General features: G+C 31.7%; 13 protein-coding genes. All 13 read left to right on the plus strand.

From position 1 onward, the window contains the following. Positions 1-14: 14 nt before the first annotated feature. The 13 genes from ACN0WY_RS03695 (at position 15) to ACN0WY_RS03755 (ending at position 20810) form a co-directional block, all read left to right on the plus strand. Complete coding sequence (locus ACN0WY_RS03695) at positions 15-182, plus strand: DUF5908 family protein (protein WP_330488189.1); 168 nt, start codon at positions 15-17, stop codon at positions 180-182. A gap of 3 nt (positions 183-185) precedes the next feature. Continuing rightward, positions 186-863: a hypothetical protein gene (locus tag ACN0WY_RS03700; RefSeq protein ID WP_330488188.1), complete on the plus strand. Its 678-nt coding sequence runs from the start codon at positions 186-188 to the stop codon at positions 861-863. Further along, positions 860-2659: a type VI secretion system tip protein VgrG gene (vgrG, locus tag ACN0WY_RS03705; protein WP_417799592.1), complete on the plus strand. Its 1800-nt coding sequence runs from the start codon at positions 860-862 to the stop codon at positions 2657-2659. Before ACN0WY_RS03700 ends, vgrG begins: the two co-directional genes overlap by 4 nt. Before the next feature lie 13 nt (positions 2660-2672). Continuing rightward, entirely contained in the window at positions 2673-2975 is a 303-nt protein-coding gene (locus ACN0WY_RS03710; RefSeq protein WP_330488186.1) for a PAAR domain-containing protein, read from the plus strand. Continuing rightward, a complete protein-coding gene (locus ACN0WY_RS03715; protein ID WP_330488185.1) occupies positions 2968-3393 on the plus strand; it encodes a GPW/gp25 family protein in 426 nt (141 codons plus the stop codon). The genes ACN0WY_RS03710 and ACN0WY_RS03715 overlap by 8 nt, the downstream gene beginning before the upstream one ends. Positions 3394-3396: 3 nt before the next feature. Further along, positions 3397-7887, plus strand: coding sequence for a hypothetical protein (locus ACN0WY_RS03720; protein ID WP_417799593.1), 4491 nt, complete (start codon positions 3397-3399; stop codon positions 7885-7887). Next, positions 7887-10589 (plus strand): hypothetical protein, encoded by a 2703-nt coding sequence (locus tag ACN0WY_RS03725; RefSeq protein WP_417799594.1) that lies wholly within the window; start codon positions 7887-7889, stop codon positions 10587-10589. Before ACN0WY_RS03720 ends, ACN0WY_RS03725 begins: the two co-directional genes overlap by 1 nt. Continuing rightward, positions 10582-14772, plus strand: coding sequence for a contractile injection system tape measure protein (locus ACN0WY_RS03730; RefSeq protein ID WP_417799595.1), 4191 nt, complete (start codon positions 10582-10584; stop codon positions 14770-14772). Before ACN0WY_RS03725 ends, ACN0WY_RS03730 begins: the two co-directional genes overlap by 8 nt. 65 nt (positions 14773-14837) lie before the next feature. Beyond that, positions 14838-16742, plus strand: coding sequence for a hypothetical protein (locus tag ACN0WY_RS03735; RefSeq protein ID WP_417799596.1), 1905 nt, complete (start codon positions 14838-14840; stop codon positions 16740-16742). Positions 16743-16750: 8 nt separating this feature from the next. Further along, on the plus strand, positions 16751-17674 hold the full coding sequence (locus ACN0WY_RS03740; protein ID WP_417799597.1) for a hypothetical protein: 924 nt from the start codon (positions 16751-16753) through the stop codon (positions 17672-17674). A gap of 82 nt (positions 17675-17756) precedes the next feature. Further along, positions 17757-18509: a hypothetical protein gene (locus tag ACN0WY_RS03745; protein ID WP_417799598.1), complete on the plus strand. Its 753-nt coding sequence runs from the start codon at positions 17757-17759 to the stop codon at positions 18507-18509. A gap of 41 nt (positions 18510-18550) precedes the next feature. Next, positions 18551-19468: a hypothetical protein gene (locus ACN0WY_RS03750; protein ID WP_330488178.1), complete on the plus strand. Its 918-nt coding sequence runs from the start codon at positions 18551-18553 to the stop codon at positions 19466-19468. Further along, positions 19458-20810, plus strand: a complete 1353-nt coding sequence (locus tag ACN0WY_RS03755; RefSeq protein WP_417799599.1) for an ATP-binding protein — start codon at positions 19458-19460, stop codon at positions 20808-20810. Before ACN0WY_RS03750 ends, ACN0WY_RS03755 begins: the two co-directional genes overlap by 11 nt.

The raw sequence follows: 20810 nt of genomic DNA on the forward strand, positions 1-20810 counted from the left end.
TTAAAAGCAAACAAATGCCTGTAGAAATTAGAGAATTAGTTATAAAAACTCAAATCATTACCGAAAAAGAGCAATCTACATCTTTTGAAGAGCAAGATTTTAATGTCTTGAAAGAAGAATTGATGGAAATGTGTAAACGCATGCTTACTGAAGGAGTGAGAAAAACAAATTATAGACGATAAATTATGGGACTAGAATTTTTGAAAATAACAGGATATACTGATGAAAATTTTAGCACAGCTCTTCCGGGAGAACCTTACAAAGTAATGATCAATCCAAATTCTATAAAGTGGAATAGAAAGATTTGTTACAACGAGCAACAACCGATAGATTCTAGCAAACCTTCTCAGAAGTATAAAAACACACCTAGTGATGAATTAAGTTTTGAAATTGTAATTGATTGTACAGGGGTAGTCTTCTCAAAAAGAATTGATATGGCTAAAGAAATTAAAGCCTTAGAAGATATTGTATATACATACAATGGTAAAATTCATCGTCCTAATTATGTGAAAATTCAATGGGGAGCCAACTTATCGTTTAATAGTGTTTTAAAAACGTTTAATACTACCTATACATTGTTTAGACCAGATGGAAGTCCGCTAAGAGCAAAAATTTCATTGAGTTTTGGAGAATACGTATCAGAAAAAAAGAAAAAAAAGAAAGAAAAAAAAGAGTCACCAGATGTTACACATTTAGTAGAAGTAGTTGAAGGTGAAAGTTTACCTCAATTATGCAATAAGGTGTGGAATTCGCCCAATCATTATATACAGGTAGCAAAATATAACGGGTTAAATAAGTTTAGAAAATTAAAAGGAGGACAAGAATTAATTTTTCCTCCAATTATTAAACCTATAGTATCATGAGTGGAACAACAGACATAAAAAGTGGAGGATTGGTAACTTTTGATATAAAAGTTGACGGTAAGATAATTCCAGATACTGTTGAGGTAGAACGTATTATTGTTGAAAAATCTATAAACAGAATAGCAAGAGCGACTCTAGTAATTCTCGATGGAAATGCTGCTACTGAAGGATTTTCTGTAAGCTCCTCTACAACTTTTGTTCCAGGGAATAAAGTACAAATAGCAGTAGGTTATGACTCTGTAAATGAACCTGTTTTTGAAGGAATAATAACCAAACAAAATATACGAGTACACGGAACCACTGGCCCTACATTAGAAGTTGAATGCAGAGATGAGGCCATTCGTATGATTGTAGGACGTAAAAGCCTTACTTTCTCCAAGAAAAAAGATAGTGAAATAATTTCTTCAATTATAGGCGCATATTCAGGTTTATCAGCCGATGTAACAGCTACAAAAACCAAGTGGGCAGAACAAGTACAATACTACACAACTGATTGGGATTTTATTATGTCTAGAGCAGAAATAAATGGGATGGTGGTAACAACACTTAATGGTAAAGTAGCTGTTTTTCCACCTGATAAAGATAAAAAATCTGTGCTTGAAATTGAGTATGGAAACAACTTGTTAGAGTTCAATGCCGATTTAGATGCCATAACTCAGTTAGCTTCAGTAAAAGGGGAGTCATGGGGATTTCCTTCTCAAAAAATAACAGCAAGTTCCGCCAGTAATAATTATGCAGGAGCAGGAAACTTATCTAGTAAAAAATTATCAGAAGTAGTAGGGTTAAAAGAATTTAAAGTACAAACCACTGCACCTTTAGCAGCAGCAGATTTGACCAATTGGTCAAAAGCAACACTCCTTAAAAGTGAGTTTTCAAAAATAAGAGGAGAGGTTAAGTTTCAAGGAAGTAATAATGTAAATCCGGGAAAATATATAACGTTAACTGGCTTGGGAGATCGATTTAATGGAGATCATTTAATGTCTAATATTATACACACTATCGCAGAAGGAAATTGGATAACTGAAGTAACCGTAGGATTATCTCCTAGTTGGTTTACGGAAGAACCAGATGTAATGGCGCCTCCTGCTTCAGGATTGTTACCTGGTGTTCAAGGACTCTTTAATGCCACGGTTAAGAAGCTGTATGAAGACCCGGATAATCAATATAGGATACTAATAGATATCCCATTATTTGATTCGAAAGGACAAGGAGTTTGGGCTCGTTTAGCCAATTTTTATGCAACATCAGGAGCAGGAGCCTTTTTTTTACCTGAAGTGGGGGATGAGGTGGTGGTAGGTTTTTTAAATGAAGACCCAAGATACCCTATAATCTTAGGAAGCTTATACAGTAGCACAAAAAACAAACCCTTTAAGAGCTTAGCACCAAACCAAAAAAACACAAAGAAAGCAATTGTATCTAAACAGGGAGTTTTTATTGAGTTTGATGATGAAAATAAAGTGTTTACCATAGAAACCCCTAGTAAAAACACAGCCATTTTTAATGACAAAACAAAAGAGGTAACCATAAAAGATCAACATAGTAACAGTATTGTAATGTCTTCTAGCGGGATAGCTATTAAAAGTGCAAAAAATATTTCAATAGAAGCCACTCAAAAAGTAACAATAAAAGGAAAACAAGGGGTTGTTGTAGACAGTTCTCCAGGAGATGTTACTGTAAAAGGAACCAATATTAAACAAACAGCCAATGTTAAGTTTTCAGCCAAAGGAAACGCTCAAGCAGAATTACAAGCAGGAGCTCAAACGACCATTAAAGGAGCAATGGTAATGATTAATTAATAAAAACAAAAATATGCCACCAGCAGCAAGATTAACAGATTTTCATGAATGTCCTATGCAAACACCAGCGGTACCTTCACCCATACCACATGTTGGAGGTCCGATTGTTGGCCCAGGGCAACCAAATGTATTAATAGGAAAATTACCTGCAGCAAAAGTAGGAGATATGTTAGTATGTGTAGGGCCTCCAGATACAATTGTAAAAGGCTCTGCAACTGTAAAAATAGGAGGAATGCCAGCAGCCAGAATGGGAGACCCAACAGCACATGGTGGAAAAATAATGCTAGGAGCTTTTAATGTAATGATAGGTGGGTAATATTAATGTAAATAGAAAGAAGGAATTTTTAGGGGCAGGTTGGGCTTTCCCAGTAACATTTTCAGTAGGAAATTACCAACTTGAAATTACTAGATATGAGAATAATATTAAAGATTCTATAGAGGTAATTATGCAAACCAATTTTGGTGAACGACCTATGAATCCACAATTTGGTTCTGGTCTTCAGCAGTATTTTTTTCAAGAAATGAATGAAACTCTTAAAGCTGAAATAAAAGACACAGTAACAAATAGCTTACTAAATAATGAACCTAGAATAAGTGTTTTAAATGTTGAAGTAGAGTATATTGATGTTTTAGAGGGCCTAGTAGAGGTTACGATAGATTATGAATACAACCAAACAAATACACGACATAACTATGTATATCCTTTCTATTTAAAAGAAGGAACCAACTTGTAATAAATGAATGTAATTGACCAAAATAAAATACTTAACTCGCTAGAATTAGCGCTAGAGAATCACACTCGTTTGATTGATAGTCGAACAGAGAAAGATGATTTGAATTTTTTGGCCAACTTCGCATCGTTACTTAATTTTTATGATAAAACAAATTCAGTAAATGGAGATTGGAGTCCTTTTTTACTCAAAGATCCAGTGTTTTTAATTGCTTCAATAGCAAAGACACCTTATCAAAAAATACATTCTTTGTTCGTACAAACTTGTATAAGTTTAGAAGAGTTACTGGTGTGTAAAAAAACTACTCCAGAAGCCAACAAACAGCACAAAAGCATCGCAAATTGTTTTAACCAGTTATTTAATCAACTACTAAGTGTTTTTCATCTCGTTGAAAGATGGATTCATTATATGTTAGAATCACCCCTTACCTATAATTTAAAAAACTATACGATTAACCAAGTAAAAGAAAAGTATAGTCAGTTTTTGTGGGCACTTCTTTGGTTAAAAGAGCAACTACACATAAGCAAACAAATACAAGGCATAACTTCAGTAAACAAATATTTTTATACCACATTCAATCCAAAAATTTGGAAACAAGCTGATGTGAAAATTCCGTACTCGGAATTGCTAGCACTTGCCTATCCATTAAAAGAAAATACAGCATATGATTTTTACAATTCGTTAAAAACAACAGGAGAAATTATTTTTTCATTCTTCAATAGTATTATAGAATATTCATTTGTAGAATTTAAAAACATAAAAAAAGAGAAAAGTTTATTTCCTGATACTTTGTTACTTCAAACATTCACAGAATTGATGAAAATTTATAAAAATCAATTGAATGGACTCACAGAAAAACATTTAAGATTTTATTATAAAGACATTTTACGTCAAAAAAAACAGTTAGCTAAAGCCGATTCAGTTTTTGTATGTGCAGATTTGTCTGAAGTAAAGATTCCTTTTCAGTTAAAAAAAGATACATTATTTACAGCTGGACAGTATGCTGATGAATCAACAATTTTATTTAAAGCTATAAATAATGTTTCCTTGAATCCAGCTAGTATTTCAGAAGCATATACACTTACTCAAAAAAACAAAGAGAACGGTTTATCTAAACTCTATAAAAAGCAAGTTGAAGACGTAGGAACAGTACAAAGAAATGAAGGAGGAAACATTGAAGGTTGGAAAACGTTTGGTTCACAAAATACTCCCGAAGGAAAAGACGTACGATTAGGTTTTGCAATAGCATCTCCTGTATTACAACTAAAAGAAGGAGATAGAGAGGTACATCTAAGCTTTACTTTTTTAACTAAAGTAAATAGTCTGAGTTTTTTTAAAAGAGGAAAATATTATTTAAGCACAGAAGAAGCGTGGTATGCGCTATCTAAAGAGAATATTGAAATAACTAGCAATAGTAACAACAAATACCAAGTTCATTTTAAAATTACTCTTGGAAAAACTAGTCCTGCAATAGTCTCTTTTCAAGAAAATCCAGATGGCATAGTAAGTTCGTGGCCTATGTTTAAAATGAGTTATGATGAATTTGTGGATATCACAAACCCTCCCCAAATTAAATCGTTAGAAATAAAAGTAGCTGTAAAAGAAATAAACTCTTTTCAACTGTATAACGATTATGGATTGTTAGCAACGGAAAAACCTTTTCAACCTTTAGGTCCCACGCCCGAAAAAGACCAAAGTTTTATGATTGGCAGTTCTGAAATTTTTAGCAAGCCAGTAAAAAAATTTTCAATACAATTAAACTGGAATAATTTACCCACTGCTTTTACAAGTTACTACCAACAGTACAACAAATATTTGGCAGGTTATTATAATGACTTACCTAGTATTATTGAAGCTAAAGAAAAAAAGGAAACACCATTTTTTAGCAGAATATGGCCTTTTAATAAAAAGAAGAGAGTAATAACAACCCCCATTTACGATACGCCATTTAATGATGAGTGCTTTGAAGTAGTATTTCAATTACTTCAAAATAAAGAATGGATTCCGTTTGAAATGAATACAAGTAACTCTTTTTTAGATAGTTTACTTCTAAAAAAGAAGTCCGATACCTACAAAAGAGAATTGTTTCAAAAGATACACTATGTCAATGCCAGTATAAAAGTTAGAGATGTATTAACCATAAAAAAGCAACTAGAAGTTGATGAGTTATTTACGATTAAAGAGGTTTTAAAGGTGAGGGCGAACCTAAATATAAATGACAAATTATCGATAGAAGTTGCTCTAAAAATAAAAGGATTTTTAAAAATAGAAGAACGATTAGTTGTCAGTGATATTTTAAAAATAAAAGAAGATTTAAGTATTAATTACTTAACAAAAAATCAAGAAAAAGTAAAGGTAACCGAACTTTTTGAGTTTAATCAAGACTTAAAGGCAGCTGATGTTTTTCTATTAAATGAAAAAGTAAGCGTGGATAATACATTAGAAATTCAAAACCACTTAAAGAGTTCGAAAATAGTGTTTTATAAAAATCATAAAGTAGCCTCATTAGATTTAGAAGTTAAAAACCAACTATCTATCAATGCTCACTTAAAAATTGAAGACGTTTTTGAAGTTAATAAGAATTTGACAGTAAGCGATTTGCTAACAGCTAGAGGAAAAGAAATTGTTAGGTTAAAAAAAGACATAAATTTAAACGATTTATTAATACTACATCCAGAAAACTCAAGTACTCACATAAATTGTGTAGGAAACTTAGTTCTTGAAGATGAACTAAAAGGTACTACTAATTTTGATATTCATGGAAAGTTGCAGTTTGAAGGAGATGTGGGTATAGAACATACCATAAAGATCCAAGAAAGATTTTCTTTTCAAGAAGTTGTTAATATAAACATTCAGCGAATTGAAAAAAATGCCACAGTTCGAATAAGTAAACTTAATAGCGATAGTGTTTTTGGATCTACAAAAATTTCAAAAGTTCAAAAAGATATAAATCCTACGATTCAAAATGTACCTATAGAATTTACTGAACAAACGTCAACAGGATTTATACGTATGCAATTGATAGGTCCAAAATACGGGTTTGGATCAGCATTGTATTCAAAAATAGTTAGTGCTATAGCCTTATATAATGCCGACGGTATAGCGTTGAACTTTAAAGATGGAAAGATTAAGTACCCATTAGCTAAACCGGCAAATGAACCCTATACACCTGTTGTAGGCGTATTTAAAGGAGAATATACAAGTAGCGTAACGTATAACTTTTTACATAAAGAAAATGAATATCCATTACAATGTTTTTATTACGATGTTTTTAAAAACTATAAAGTATATGATACTAGTTTAACGAAGAAAAGAAATGCTGAGATACGAAATGGTTTCCCTGCATTGTTACCAAAAGTTGAAAATAAAGGAAACTTGTTTTTAGCATTAGAAAAAGTAAAAGCCCCCGCAGCAGTGAGTTTTTATTTTGAGCTGGCACAAAGTTATACAGTCCCAAATCACGGTAAACAAGAAATTAACTATAAATATTTAGCACAATATAGTTGGGAAGCATTGCCTTTACTTTCAGACACAACTGGTGGATTTGGTTGTTCAGGTATTGTTACCTGTAACATTCCGTCAAGTATCGCAACTACACATACCACAATGCCCAATGATAAGTATTGGATATGTATTGGAGTGAAAAACAATCCAGATGCATATTGTGAAACTACTTTTTTAAAGACAAACGGTTTTGAATTACAACGAACAGGAGAAACGTATAAAAGTACTTTGGAAAGACCAGAAATAAAGGCAGATGTAATTGAAAGTCCGTATACATCCATCCCCGAAATTGCTACCGTTGTGCAACCATTTCCTTCTTTTGGAGGAAAGATGGCTGAAACAGAAAAGCAAATGAACAAACGAGTAAGTGTACGGTTAAAAACGAAAGCTAGGGTAGTAACAAGTCAAGATTATTACAGAGAAGTCAAGGAAGTGTTTTCCGAAGTATACTACGTAAAAACGAGCTATGAAAACCAGCTAAAGAAAACGATGGTATATGTAGTTAAAAAAAGTCAAAAAAGTACCGATTCAATGGCGTTCAGACCTCTCGTAAATCAATGTTATCAAGAAAAAATACACACATATTTAGAACATAGAGCTTCTGGGTTTGCTAATATTCAGGTAAGTAATTTTGAATTGATTTATGTCAAAATAAAAGGAGAAGTTAAAGTTGTTGCTGGGTACGAACCTAAAGGAGTGGCTCAGAAAATAAATACAGGTATTAATGTTTTTTTATCACCTTGGATAACGACTTCACAAAAACAAATAACCATCAATAAAGGAGTGAGTGTTGCCCAGCTTTCCGAGTTTATAAAGAGCTTTAAAGAAGTTGAGAATATTACATTTTTAGAATTTTATCTAGGAAAAAAAGAGCACGACTCTGGAAAAATTATATACAAAAGCATGCCCTATCATGCGGTAAGTGTTTTAGATATAAAACTATCAAACTTACTAGTCCCATCATTAAATAACACAGAAATAATTTACATGTAATGGAAGCATTGAATTGTATAGAAAATACCAGATTACCTATAGAACTTAACTTTGAAGAGCTCAAAGCATTGGGACTTGCTTATATTCAAAAAAACAACAATAATACTTGGACGAATCTTAATCCAAGTGATCCAGGAGTTACGATTTTAGATCAGTTGTGCTTTGCTTTAACGGAATTGGGATACTGTACTAATTTTTCAATCAAAGATATTTTAACCGATAAGAACGGAGAGTTAATAGTAAAAAATCAATTTTATCTACCAGAAAATATACTAACAACATCGCCAGTTACAATTAATGATTTTAGAAAATATGTGGTTGATCAAGTAAAAGAACTAGTAAACTTACAAATAAGCCCTCTGCAAAGTCAGCATAATGTTTACAAGGTAGAAGTACTGATAAATCGAAGAATTGATAAAAACAAACAGGTTGAAATACTTTTTCCCAATAATGAAGAAAAAGAAGGAACTAAAAAGAGTCAAGAAGCCATTATTTTAGAACATACTTTTTTTGTTCTGAATTCTTGTAGAAACCTAGGAGAATTGTTTTTGTATCCAACTTCTCTTAGCACTAAAAAGCATCAGGTATATGGAGAGCTAGAAATAGAAAACGGACATGATGTAAATAGTATTTTAATAGAAATAGAAACAGCAATAAACAACTATGTATTTCCAAAGTTAATTCAAGCAGGATATAATGAGTTAAAGGAAGAAGAAACGACAAATACTATTTTTAATGGACCAAAATTAACTAATGGATGGATTGCAGAAAGTAACATGCTTCCAAAGAAAAACAGAGTTCAAGCTTATGAATTAACAAAAGTTATTCAATCGATAAAAGGAGTGTTGTCCATTTCAAATGTGTCATTTGGAGGTACTGAGACAATGTATGAAGTATGTTCTTCTGAGGATGAAATATTGGTGTTTGGTTTTATTGATTCATCAGAGAATAAAAGCAACAGTTTGCAGGTTTTTACAAAAGGAAAAGATATCAGTGCTAGTATAAAAGCTTCCGTTGTAAAAGAATTATCAGGATCAGACGATGCTAATAGTCAAATTAGTAAAGTGTCTACGGTTAAAATGGCTCCAGCGTTACCCAAAGGAACCTATAGAGATATTAATAGTTATTATTCTATTCAAAATACATTTCCAAGCATCTACACTGTGGGTAATGAAGGAGTAAGTGCTAATGCAACTGCTTTTCAAATAGCACAATCTAGACAGCTAAAAGGATATTTAACATTGTTCGATCAAGTATTAACTAATCAGTTTATGCAACTGGCTAGTATTAATAAGCTATTTTCTTTTGAAAACGCTGTAACAGGAGCACCCGCTGATGAAGAACAATTTTATAGTGTTCAAACAGCTTTTGAAAAAGAACATCCTGAGTATCCATCACCTTTTGTTTGTTTTTCACCAACCTACTATTATCAATCATTGTATAAGGAGGTTCCTCATATACGTCCTTTACTACGCAATTTTAAAAAGCATGAGTTCGGTTATGAAATTCAACCTATTACACAAACAGTAAATAATAGTTGGGAAAAGTATCAAAATGATCCTTATAACTCTTATATGTGGGGATTGATGTCTTTTATGGAAGATGAAGAGGTAAATTTAGAAAGAAGAAACAAAATACTAAATCATTTATTGGCAAGACATGGTGAGTCGCCAATATTAATAGATACTATTATTGAAGGCACGGTGTATTCGGGAAATTCGCAAAAAGATAAAGTCATTATCAAAAGCTTGTATTTGCAAAATTTAGGGCTTTTATCGTATTACAGAACCAAAGCATATAATTTCATAGGGGCCTCACCATTAACAATAAATTATATAGAACACTCTTATGAGTTACCAGAGAAAGAATATAAAGAGCTGCAAAAAAAGCTAATTCAGGGAAATCAAAAAAACTTCATTTTTGATACTCTTAACGTAGAAAAAGAGCAAAAAATAACCCAAATAGATTTTACAGATTTTTCGGCAATAGAGCTAAAATTAAATCTACTATTTGCTTTGAATATTTATTATCAAGATTACTTGATAAACTATAACGATGCCTATGCGTATTGGTTGATTACACAACGAAAAGGTTTTTTATGTATAGAAACTAATTTGCTAAAAGAGTCGGCAGATTATGAAATAATAATTACGGAAGATTTTACAGGAGAATTATACTGGAAACTAGGTCAAAAACTAACGTATAATGAACTTTTAAAATTAGAGCTTTTGCTAAAAAAGCAAATTGGCTTTGCAGAATTAAAAAAAATATATCCCCTCGTAAAAGTGGAAAAAAGCTACTGTAAGAAAAGTGCTTTTCTAAACATAGAGCATTCTGTGTACAAATGGCTAGTTAAAATACCTTTAGAAGAATATTCATTACCAATAACAGCTTCGTTTTTTGATAATGAACTTCTGTTAATTTTTCCTGATTTTTTTGAAGGGACTTCGAGTTTTAAAATTTCAGATTTTAAAAATAGGCTGTCTTGTTTTTTAGAAAGTGAACTACCAGTACAAGTAACGACAAAGAACTTTTTTGTGAAAAACAATTTACTCAAAGAGTTAATAGTTGCGTATGCAAAATGGTATAATAATTTACGTTTTAATCAAGAAAATGGTGAATTACATGGTGCCGATTTAACAATTAGTGCAAGAAAGTTGATTAAAATACTAGTTAAATTAAATGGATTAGATCGTGATTAAAAACAACAATCATATCATAGCACGTTGCTATTGGAGTACTTCTTTTAATGATAAAGACAAGGGGGTAGAACTTCAAAATGCGATTAGTAACTGGAGTGAGCATCACATGCCTAGAAAAATAAAGAGTGTTTTTGATGTTGTATGTCCAGAAGAGCAAACTCTTAAAATTAAAAGTTTAGAACTCGATTTAGGAGTTATAAGGTATAAAAATTTACAAGAAGATTTACATCTGAAATTAAAAGAGCAACTGCTATTAAAACTTAGCGATATTTTAATGCATCCAAACAAATATGCCCAAAGTATTGAAGTTGTGACAAAAGAGAGTACCCATTTAGCAACGTTAAAATACTTTTTATTAAAAGGTGTCATGCCTTGGAACTATCAAAAAATAAAAGGATCGATTAATGAAATTTTTGAACATCAGTTGTTGCATAACAAGTATGAAATGATGCACATGATAAAGGTAGTTGGGATTCATGAATATGTGAGAAAAAGAATAGCGTGGCAGTTAAAAGAAGAAAATGTTAAAGAGATTATTAAGAGCTTAGAAAGAAGTAATGACAATTATATTATAGAGTTTTCTGAAGAGTTTGTGAAAGTCCAAGAACGAGAAGCCATGGTTAAAACAGGACTTCATGATTTTAAAAAGAATTTACTGTTTTGGATTCTCAATTACCTATTTGTAGAAAGAGGAACCATGTTTAATAAAATAGAATTTGTACAAAGCAATATTGAGCAAATGGCAAAGCATTTTAACATGGAATACCTCGAACTCTTTGCGCTGATTGAGGAGGCTGTTGATAAAGTACACGAGCATTCGTATGTTAAAAACAATTTTATTTTAATTCTTTCTATTCTTTCTCAAAAGCAGCAAAATACTTTTTATAAAAATCCTTCAACTAAAAAGCAAATAGAAAAGCAATGGCAGTTGTTAGAGCATTTATTACAATTAGCTAACAATCGTAATACACCGCATCAAAAAAAGCAACTCGAAGAACTCATACATCATTTATCAATCAAAAATCCAGTTCGGTTTAAAGAAATAATTACCTCATTGAATAAGAATTCATTAAATGAAGTAGCACTTAGTAACAATATATCAAAAGAGTCTTTGCAAATACTATTTGAAACACTGTCTCCTACCTGCGCGGAAAAAATAATAAATCAGATAGCATTTTTGGAGAAATTAGAATTAGAAAAACATTTTAAGACGTCAAAAAGATGGTTGCTTTCGAAAGGAATTCAGTATTTGAAAAAGAAAAATGGAGTATTTTCAAGTAAAGAATTTTCGAACTATATCATAACAGAACTGAATAAAACTCAAAGAACATCAAAAATAAAAATTTTTGAAAAGATATTAAATACTCCAATTTTAACAACAGATAAAAGCACTGAAACGTTGAGTGTTTTTAAAGAGTTAAAACAGCTATACAGGTTAGAGCTAACCAAAGAGATCCCTGTTTTTTCCGAAGAAAAACTGATGGAAATTCTTAATGAATTAGAAACTGGTTCGAAAAAAAGAAAAGAAGGAAACGTTAAAGAAAAATATTATAAAATTCTTCGTGTATGGCTTAAAGAAGATCCAAAATCTTTATGGAAAATATTGAAAGCTTATGAAAAGCAAAAATTTGTTAAAGAATTACTACTTGAATTACTAGACGATATCACAACAGTTATTCCGCTATTTAAAAAAGTATTTCCCAAACAGTATGAGATACTAACCAAACTAGAACTTAGTATTGATGAGGTTGTTCGTAGAAACTCGATGTTATCTCAAAATCTACAAACCGTAAAAAAGCTAGTATTATTTGAAGGAATAAAAATCTTAATAACCAAACAAAAACTAGATACCACTTCTTTTATAAAACTAGTTTTAGTACGAGTGAGTATTCAAAAAGAACAATTAAATAATAAATTGTATGAAGAGTTAATTGTCAGCGCTGTATCCTCATTTTTAGAAGAGCGTCAAGAGTTTTCAAATGCTCAAAAGAGAGAGTTGAAAATACTTGTTCGTACAATGAAGGTATCGTCTAAACTAGAGGAGTTAACTAGGTATATAAAAGAGCATCATAACAAACAAAAAGAGGTAGCAGGAATCTTAACTCTTTTGATTCGCGAGAAAAAGATAAATACGAATGACTTTAAAAAACATGAAACTATAATAAGTCAATACTTATTAAGAGAGGGAGGGATATTGCAAGAAAACTTAATAAAAGAGTACCAAGAAAAAAGAAATCGACTTTATAAGAGCTACACAACTTTAGAACTCGAGAAAATCATTACAGAAATTTATTGGTTAAGTATCGCAGACTATCAAAGTTATAAAGGAGATAAAGCAAAATTTGAAACACTCTTTAAGAGGTCCGTTTTACAGTTTTTAGGTGCTTATAAGAGAGAAAAAAAGCAAATACAAAAAAACAAAAAACGGTTTATAGAAGAAAAAACAGTAATGAATCGTGTAAAGCTAAAAAGAGAAACCTTTTTAGTAAAAGAAGTAGTATTTCATGTAAAAGAAGCGATTCAAAAAGGAGTTCTGGAAATCGTTATAAAAAAGAAAAAACTGCAATTAGAAGAAGTACTGCTTTTACTTCTAGAAGAATGTCCAGTATTGGTATTTGAGCTATTAAAGGATAAATCTATAAGAGTCAACCAACTTGAAAAGCTACAATTAATTATTTCTTTCAAACAGTTTACCGCATTAATTGTACGAAATGTAGTAAATAATAGCCTTAGTAGTGTCATGAAAGATGGTTTAATATTATACTGTTTGCTGGAGGAGTTAGCTGAAGTGACAAAAGAAATAGAAGCCAAATTTTGGAATAGCATTATACAACTAATTAGAGGAAGTAAGGAAAGAAAAGAATTAAAAAAGTTAGTTAGGGTAGTTCTGGAAGAGTTTTCAAAGAAAGAAATAAAAGCTTTGGAAGTAGTACATGTTATAAAAGATAAAAGTATGGAAATATCCAGTGTTTTACGAGAACTATTGGAGGAAGATAGCTTCGCATTTGAGTTGTTAGAGAAACCAATTAAAGAAAAGTATGAGTTTGAAATTATCACATCAAAATACAAAGCCGCTAGTTTAGAAAAACTGGTAACATCTTTATGTGTAGAAAGGAAAATACCGTCTTGGTTTTTACACACAACACCAATCACATTTGAGGAAGTATTGAATGACATTTTAAGAAATAGCCCGTTAACAATAGTATCAGTATTAAGAAGAAAAGCAATAACCGATACTCAACTGTATAAACTGGCTGAAAAAATAGAGGTTTTAACTCTAATTAAAATATTAAAAGAATTATATCCTAATCAACAAATCCAGTTAACAGCTATAGAGAAATTGCACAAGGCAATAAGAGCTATTTCAATAAAAAATATTAAGGCAGAAGAAATTCAGCAAATACTTCTAAAAAAAGTACTAAAAAGCTGGGTAACTTCTAATTGGAAGCTTATAGGAGCAGCTTCAATATGGAAAGAATTGTTATGGGAAGTGTGTACTAAGAAAGATGTAGAGGAATCTCTTTTTTTAGAGGCCTTAGAGAGTGTGAAAATACAATTACCAATGCAGTTACAAATGAGTTATAATGAATTGGGAAAATCGGAAAAAATTAAAAAAACAACTCAAAAAAAAGTGGATAAACAAGAAAATACAAACCAACAAAGTGAAGCTAGATTAGCTGTTGGTATAGCCGTTCCAAATGCAGGAGTAGTATTGTTGAACAGTTACTTTTTAATACTATTTGAGCGACTCAAACTGGTAGAAGATAACAGCTTTGTTTCAGATGAAGCTCGTTTAGATGCCATTCATTATTTACAATATATAGTAACAGGAATGACCAAGACTGAAGAATCTTTTTTAGCACTGAATAAAGTACTATGTGGTGTTTCGTTGTCTCAACCGATACGTGAAGAAATACAAATGTTAAGTGAACATAAGCATTTAATAGAAGGGCTTATTGAAGCGGGTATTGGGTATTGGAGTGCTATTGGAGCAACTTCAATACAAGGCTTTAGAGGAAACTGGTTGGTGCGTAATGGCGTTTTAAGAGAAGAGGAAGATCGTTGGAGTTTGATAGTTGAAAAAAGGCCGTATGATATTTTGATGTTAAAATCTCCTTTTTCTTTTTCTATTATAAAATTACCATGGATGCCAAAGCCACTTCATGTAACGTGGCCTTTTTAAAGAAAAAAAGAGGAGCTAAATGCTCGGTAGAGCGATAAAATAAATAATAACCTAAACCAAATTTTATGAATTCTTACAATGAAAATCTGCATTCTAGTGTCGTTTCGGCATTGAATGAGCAGGAATTAAAACTTCAGAAAACAAAAGCCACTCTTGACGCTTCGATGTTTTCACTATACTATGCTGAAGGAGCTCGAATAACCGCAGCTGAAAACTTACATAAAGCTAATGAGCAATTCAACTTTCAACAATTAGTAAAAGAACAAGCAGTTATTGATAGCGATTTAGCTACCAATGTATTAGCATCTGCTAATTTAGGAAATGAATTAGTAGCAAAGTCGGTAACAAATACTTCTGTTGCTGCGGCCAATGTACAAATAGCGTCCAATGCTATTTTAAAACTAGCAAGTGATACAGGAAGTATTTTTAGTATGGTTAATGCGGCCGATTACGGTACAGAAATTTACGATCAAAGCAAGGAAGCCTATGAGTTGATGAACAAAACAGCGTATTTAGCAGAGCAAACTTCACAATATAGCATGGAAGCTTCAACTTTAATAGCAGAAGTACCTTCCAACACACTATCTAAAAAAGCGCAAACAACAGACGCTTCTATTAAAAGTTTGTTAGAAGCAGTTACAACTAACTTTAATACAGCTTCAGCTAACGTAGCAGCCTCATCAGCATCACTTGCAGGTACAAACTCAAAAGAAAAAGTAGCAGAAGGAACTTTAGAAAACACAAATACAGTTTATAATTCTGAGGTACAGGCCTACGCTTTGTACAATAAAGAGTTGAACTTAAACTTGTTAGTGAAAGTACCTGATGTGGTTGGGGAACGAAGTAATTATAAAGTGAGTTTTAACAGCTACCAAAGTCCATTTACGAACAAAAGAAAAGGAGGATACCCCGTAAAAGGTTATTATATCTTTTTAGTAAAAAATGACAGGAAAGATACTTTTTCAATTTCAGATGCAGAAGCATTAATTTTAACGGAACCAACTTCTAAGAGGTATGTAGAAATGCCAAGTGAAAGAAGTGCAAAAAATGAAATAGATATTTACCAATCGCAGTTAAAAGATGTCGATGGTGCATCTATGGAGTTAGGAGAAAACTATGTAGTATTTGTTTTTGCATTGCTAAATAATGAATACAAGAAACTACTAAACACTTTTGATGATTATTTATCGGCACCGTCAGCTGTGTTTAGCTTAACAAAACAATTGGCTGCTCCAGCTTCAGAAACAATTAAGGTGGTAGAAAATAAAATGATATTTCACATTGATGAAAATGATGGTAATGAAGTAGAATACCGTTGTATGTTTTTACCAAATAATAAGAAGTTTGTAAAAGGATTATTAACTGTAGAAGGGTTGAAAACAATTGAAAGTGAAACAAGGAAGTTAGAAAGAATAGCCGATAAGTATGATCCAATTATAGCGAAGTTAGAATCGGAAATAAACAACCTTACTTCAGAAAAAGGAGGTGTTGAAGATTTGTTGCTAACAAATCAAGAAGAGCTGTCATCAGATGATTTAGAAACAAAAGAACTTAAAAAGTTAAAAGACGAGCGTAAAAAGCTAAAATTAGATCAGGATAAAACTACTTCGCAAATAGCAAAGTTAGAAAAAGAGTTAAAAATAGTTGAACGCAGAAAGCAACAAGCAATCAATAGCATTGAAACACCAAAACATATTCAACCAGGATTCTTTTTTAATTACACAGTTGCTTCTGGGTTGAATATAGAAACCTATTCGCTTGCTCAGAAAACGGATAAAGAAAATGAATGGGAGGTTGAAATAACAACAAGTACCACAGATAATTTTGGGAATCGATTGCATGAAGATGATAAATATATTCCAGTAGTATTAGCAATGCCTGATGAAGGAGAAGTAGTGAATAAACAGATTGTTGGAGCGTTATCAGACTTTCAAAAAACCAAAGACTTTACTTATACACCTAAAAAATAAAACGAACCATGGCAACATTAAATATAATTAACACGATTCCTAATAGATACGGAATTACAGAAAAAAAGAAATCAGAATTAGATGCATTAACCAATCAAGTTTTGTATGCACAAGACAGAGTTGAACAATTACAAGCTATTGTAAATTCACTAACAGAAAAATCACAATTATTGCAGACGCAGTTAGCTACTGAGAAAGCAAATAAAGGTTTAGCGTTAAGCAATAAAGAGTTGTTAGATCAAGTAGTAGATAATGTAATTGATTTGCTAACAGCCTCTCATGGTGCTTTTGATAAAGTGGTGTATTCAGATTCAAAAATTAAGGAAGTTTCTAATAGTATCAAAAACGTTACAGATAAGTTGATTTACTCCGCGGAAGTAGTTAATAAATTATCAAATTTAGTAATCAGAAAAAAAGCACAAAACCCATTGATTTCTGATGAATTAATAACGATGGTTACCAATGCAGGAAAAGATGCTAATAATGCAGTAGCATTAACACTAACAGCATTAAACTCAGTGTTTGCTTCACAGGCAACTACAGTAGAATCAGAAGGAACTATGTCGTTAGAGTATTTATATGCAATTAAGTTGTACGAGTTTATTACGGGAGAAGACCTATCAGATGATCCTGCTGATGAAACTTCAAAAAAGATACTTAACATATTAGATAAAATTAGGCTTAATAAGAGAAAAATTATCATCATCGAAGAAGAAACTATTGTGAATGAGCCAGAAAAGGCAAGTATTAAAGAGTTGATATACAAAGCCTATAATAGAGCATCTTTAAGATACAAGCAAGTATTAACAGCTAGTAATGATGCTGCGAAACAGCTTAGTGAAGCAGAAACGGCTTTAAGCAAAGAAATGGGGGTTTTAAACTCATTGCAATCGGGATTAGCAGCAGCAAATGCAGCAGCTTTAGCTTCTTAATGTTAAATGAAAAAGGTAAGAGATTGTCTTTATGATAATTTTATTATAAAGGCAACCTCTTTTTAATAGATAACTAGTTAGAATGTATCTCAATAAAAAGAACCTTAAAGTAGGTAAGGCTTCGACAAATGTGCTAGATAGAGCCGGGACTAAGGCGTTTCAGTTGGTAGACAATAGAAAAGGCTTAGAATCAGAGAATATAATTCAGAAAATGCATAGCGATTCTGAAGATGGTTATGAAGGTGATTTTGAAGATGATTCTGAAAATGAGTATGAACCAGAATCAGAGGATGAAAGGATTGATTCAGAAGAAATTTTTTATGATAAACCATATAGAGGCTCTCGTTTTTTTTACACAAGCAAAGATCAAGACACTAGAAAGAATCTTATTGAGCGTCAAACAGGTTCTGATGGAGAATTACATTCAGGATTTTATGGCGATGGTCCTGTGATAAAATTAGATAGTAAAGGAAGAGAGATAAGAGAACATAATAAGAAATCAACAAAGAACAAACAGCCGGATATAGATCATATCATAGATTTTGTGGCTATTGATGATGAAGTTAATAAATACGATGATAGTGATCTTTCATCAGATGAAACAGAAGAGTTTAAAAACTACTTATATAATTTTGAAGGTAATTTAGAGATTTTATCAAAAAGTGCTCACAAATCTAAAAGAAGGTATACACGAGAAACAGTAACAAAAAAAATAAGTAAAGAAGCTAGAGAACTTGTAAAAGAACAAAGGAAAAATTTTAAAACAGATGTTAAAGCTCAAAAAAGATTAAAAGGTAGACGTAAAAAGTCAAAAAAAAAGCTAGTCAAAAAGTAAAACCATTACAGTACACATAACTTTATAAAAACATTATAACCATGAAAAATATCACCAAAAAGTTTTACATCGATTTTTATAATAGAACTAATGGTTTTATTCCTTCAAAACCATTAAATCAACACATATACCCGGGTGATTTTTTTCAAATACACAAAGGAGAAGTGATTGTATTGGGTAATATTTTTAAAAACAACATTGTAGCTATTGATGAAGTAGAGTTAGAATATGGAATAGAGCTCAGCTCATATAATTGGAATTTTAGTAATGGAGTTACAAAACCATACTCTGGTAGAGATAGCGGTAAAAATCCTATTGAAGGAAACTTTGGTTATAGTAAGCAAATACTAGCTTTTCAAGAGTTTGGAAGCTTTTTTTTTACAAGCGAACAACCAGAGGCGGTTAGAATTTTAAATTGGAACGAAATAGCTTCAGAATTAATCATCAAACTTACACAAGTTTTGTATTCTTTTAGAGAACTGTATGTCGTTACAGAGAGTGTAACTACCAACGCTTGGGCATTAGCAGTTTCAGGATCTGATAAAGGAGAGTTAGAAATAGCTTCAGAAGCAGAGAGTTCAGGATTAATTGAACTATTTGGAAAAGCAAGTTCAAAAACAATTCAAGCAAGAGACATAGAATACTATAACAGGGAAAACAAAAGAATTCCGTCTTTTTTTAAAGCAAAGAAACTCATAGTACAACCAGAAAAGCTAGAAGTTTTTATAAGTAATTTAATAAGAGAAAGAACTGGTGTAATAGATTGGGCAAATCGTATGTTTAAAAATAGCTTTCATAATGAAACATTTACTGTTGCTATTCCTAAAAATAAACCGATATCTGTATTAGATATGCTACAAGCAAATCAGTTAAATCCGAACACAGCATTACAATATTTTACATGGGAAAATGCGAGTTTAGATGATGTAGAAAAATTATTTATTTCTTATGGAGATTAAAAATAACATACAAGCGTTATATAATGAAGTTTTGTGGTTACAAGAAGTCATACATAATGTTATAAGTACTTATTTAGAGCATGAAGGGGAAAGACCTCATTGGACACAAATACCACAACCCAATATAAGAAAAGAAGAATCCACTTACGCTGAATGTGTACAAGCATGGGAACTAAATAGCTATCAGAGATTAGCATTAGCATTGGCGCTAGCTCCGCAATTAAAACCAGAAATTTTAGATGTTTTCTTTGGGAGGAATAAAATTTATGATCGTGGTTTTACAGAATTTGGCGGAGTAATAGAAAAGAATCATAGCGGTTTTTTACCTACAGGGCAAACATTACTATTTTTAATTACTGCAACAGAACCACATTTAAGAAATAAGGTTATAGAAATTTTTAGCAAGGAAAACATCCTCATAAAAGAACAAGTAATATGTATTGAAGAAACAGAAAGTTTTATACCTGAGTATAATGGAATATTAGCTTTTAGCAAACGATGGTTTCACTTTTTTGTTACTGGAGAAAAACCAAAACTAGAGCATAGTAGTAGTTTTCCTGCTCAAAAAATTACAACCCATTTAGAATGGGAAGATGTGGTTTTGAACGATGTGGTAATGGATCAGGTATTAGAATTAAAATCATGGTTGCAACATGGAAACACTTTGATGAAGGAATGGGAATTGTTTAAAAAAATTAAACCAGGCTATAGGGCGCTTTTTTATGGTCCACCTGGAACAGGAAAAACCTTAACGGTTTCTCTGTTAGGAAAAGTATCAAAACGAGAAGTATATCGGGTAGATTTATCGATGATTGTTTCAAAATATATTGGAGAAACTGAGAAAAACTTATCAAAAATTTTCGATATCGCGCAGTACAAAGATTGGATACTCTTTTTTGATGAAGCAGATGCACTGTTTGGAAAACGTACAGAAGCTACTAGCTCTAATGATCGGCATGCCAATCAACAAACATCTTATTTGTTACAGCGAATAGAAGACTTCCCTGGAGTAGTTATTTTGGCTTCCAATTTAAAAGGAAACATGGATGCTGCTTTTACCAGAAGGTTTCAATCCATGATTCATTTTAGCATGCCAGAAGTTAATGAGCGCTATCAATTATGGAAAAATGCTTTTTCAGGAAAATGTACACTGCATCCAAATATAGATGTGTGGAAAATAGCGGAAGCATATGAATTGGCGGGGGGAGCAATAATTAATGTACTCCGTTTTTGTGCTTTATCGGCTATTACCCGTAATGATACAGTAGTTACAAAAGAAGAACTTTTAGAAGGAATTCGAAAAGAGTTTAAAAAAGAGAATAAGACAATAACTATTTTCTAA

Source organism: Tenacibaculum sp. (assembly GCF_048269885.1).
Lineage (GTDB): Bacteria > Bacteroidota > Bacteroidia > Flavobacteriales > Flavobacteriaceae > Polaribacter.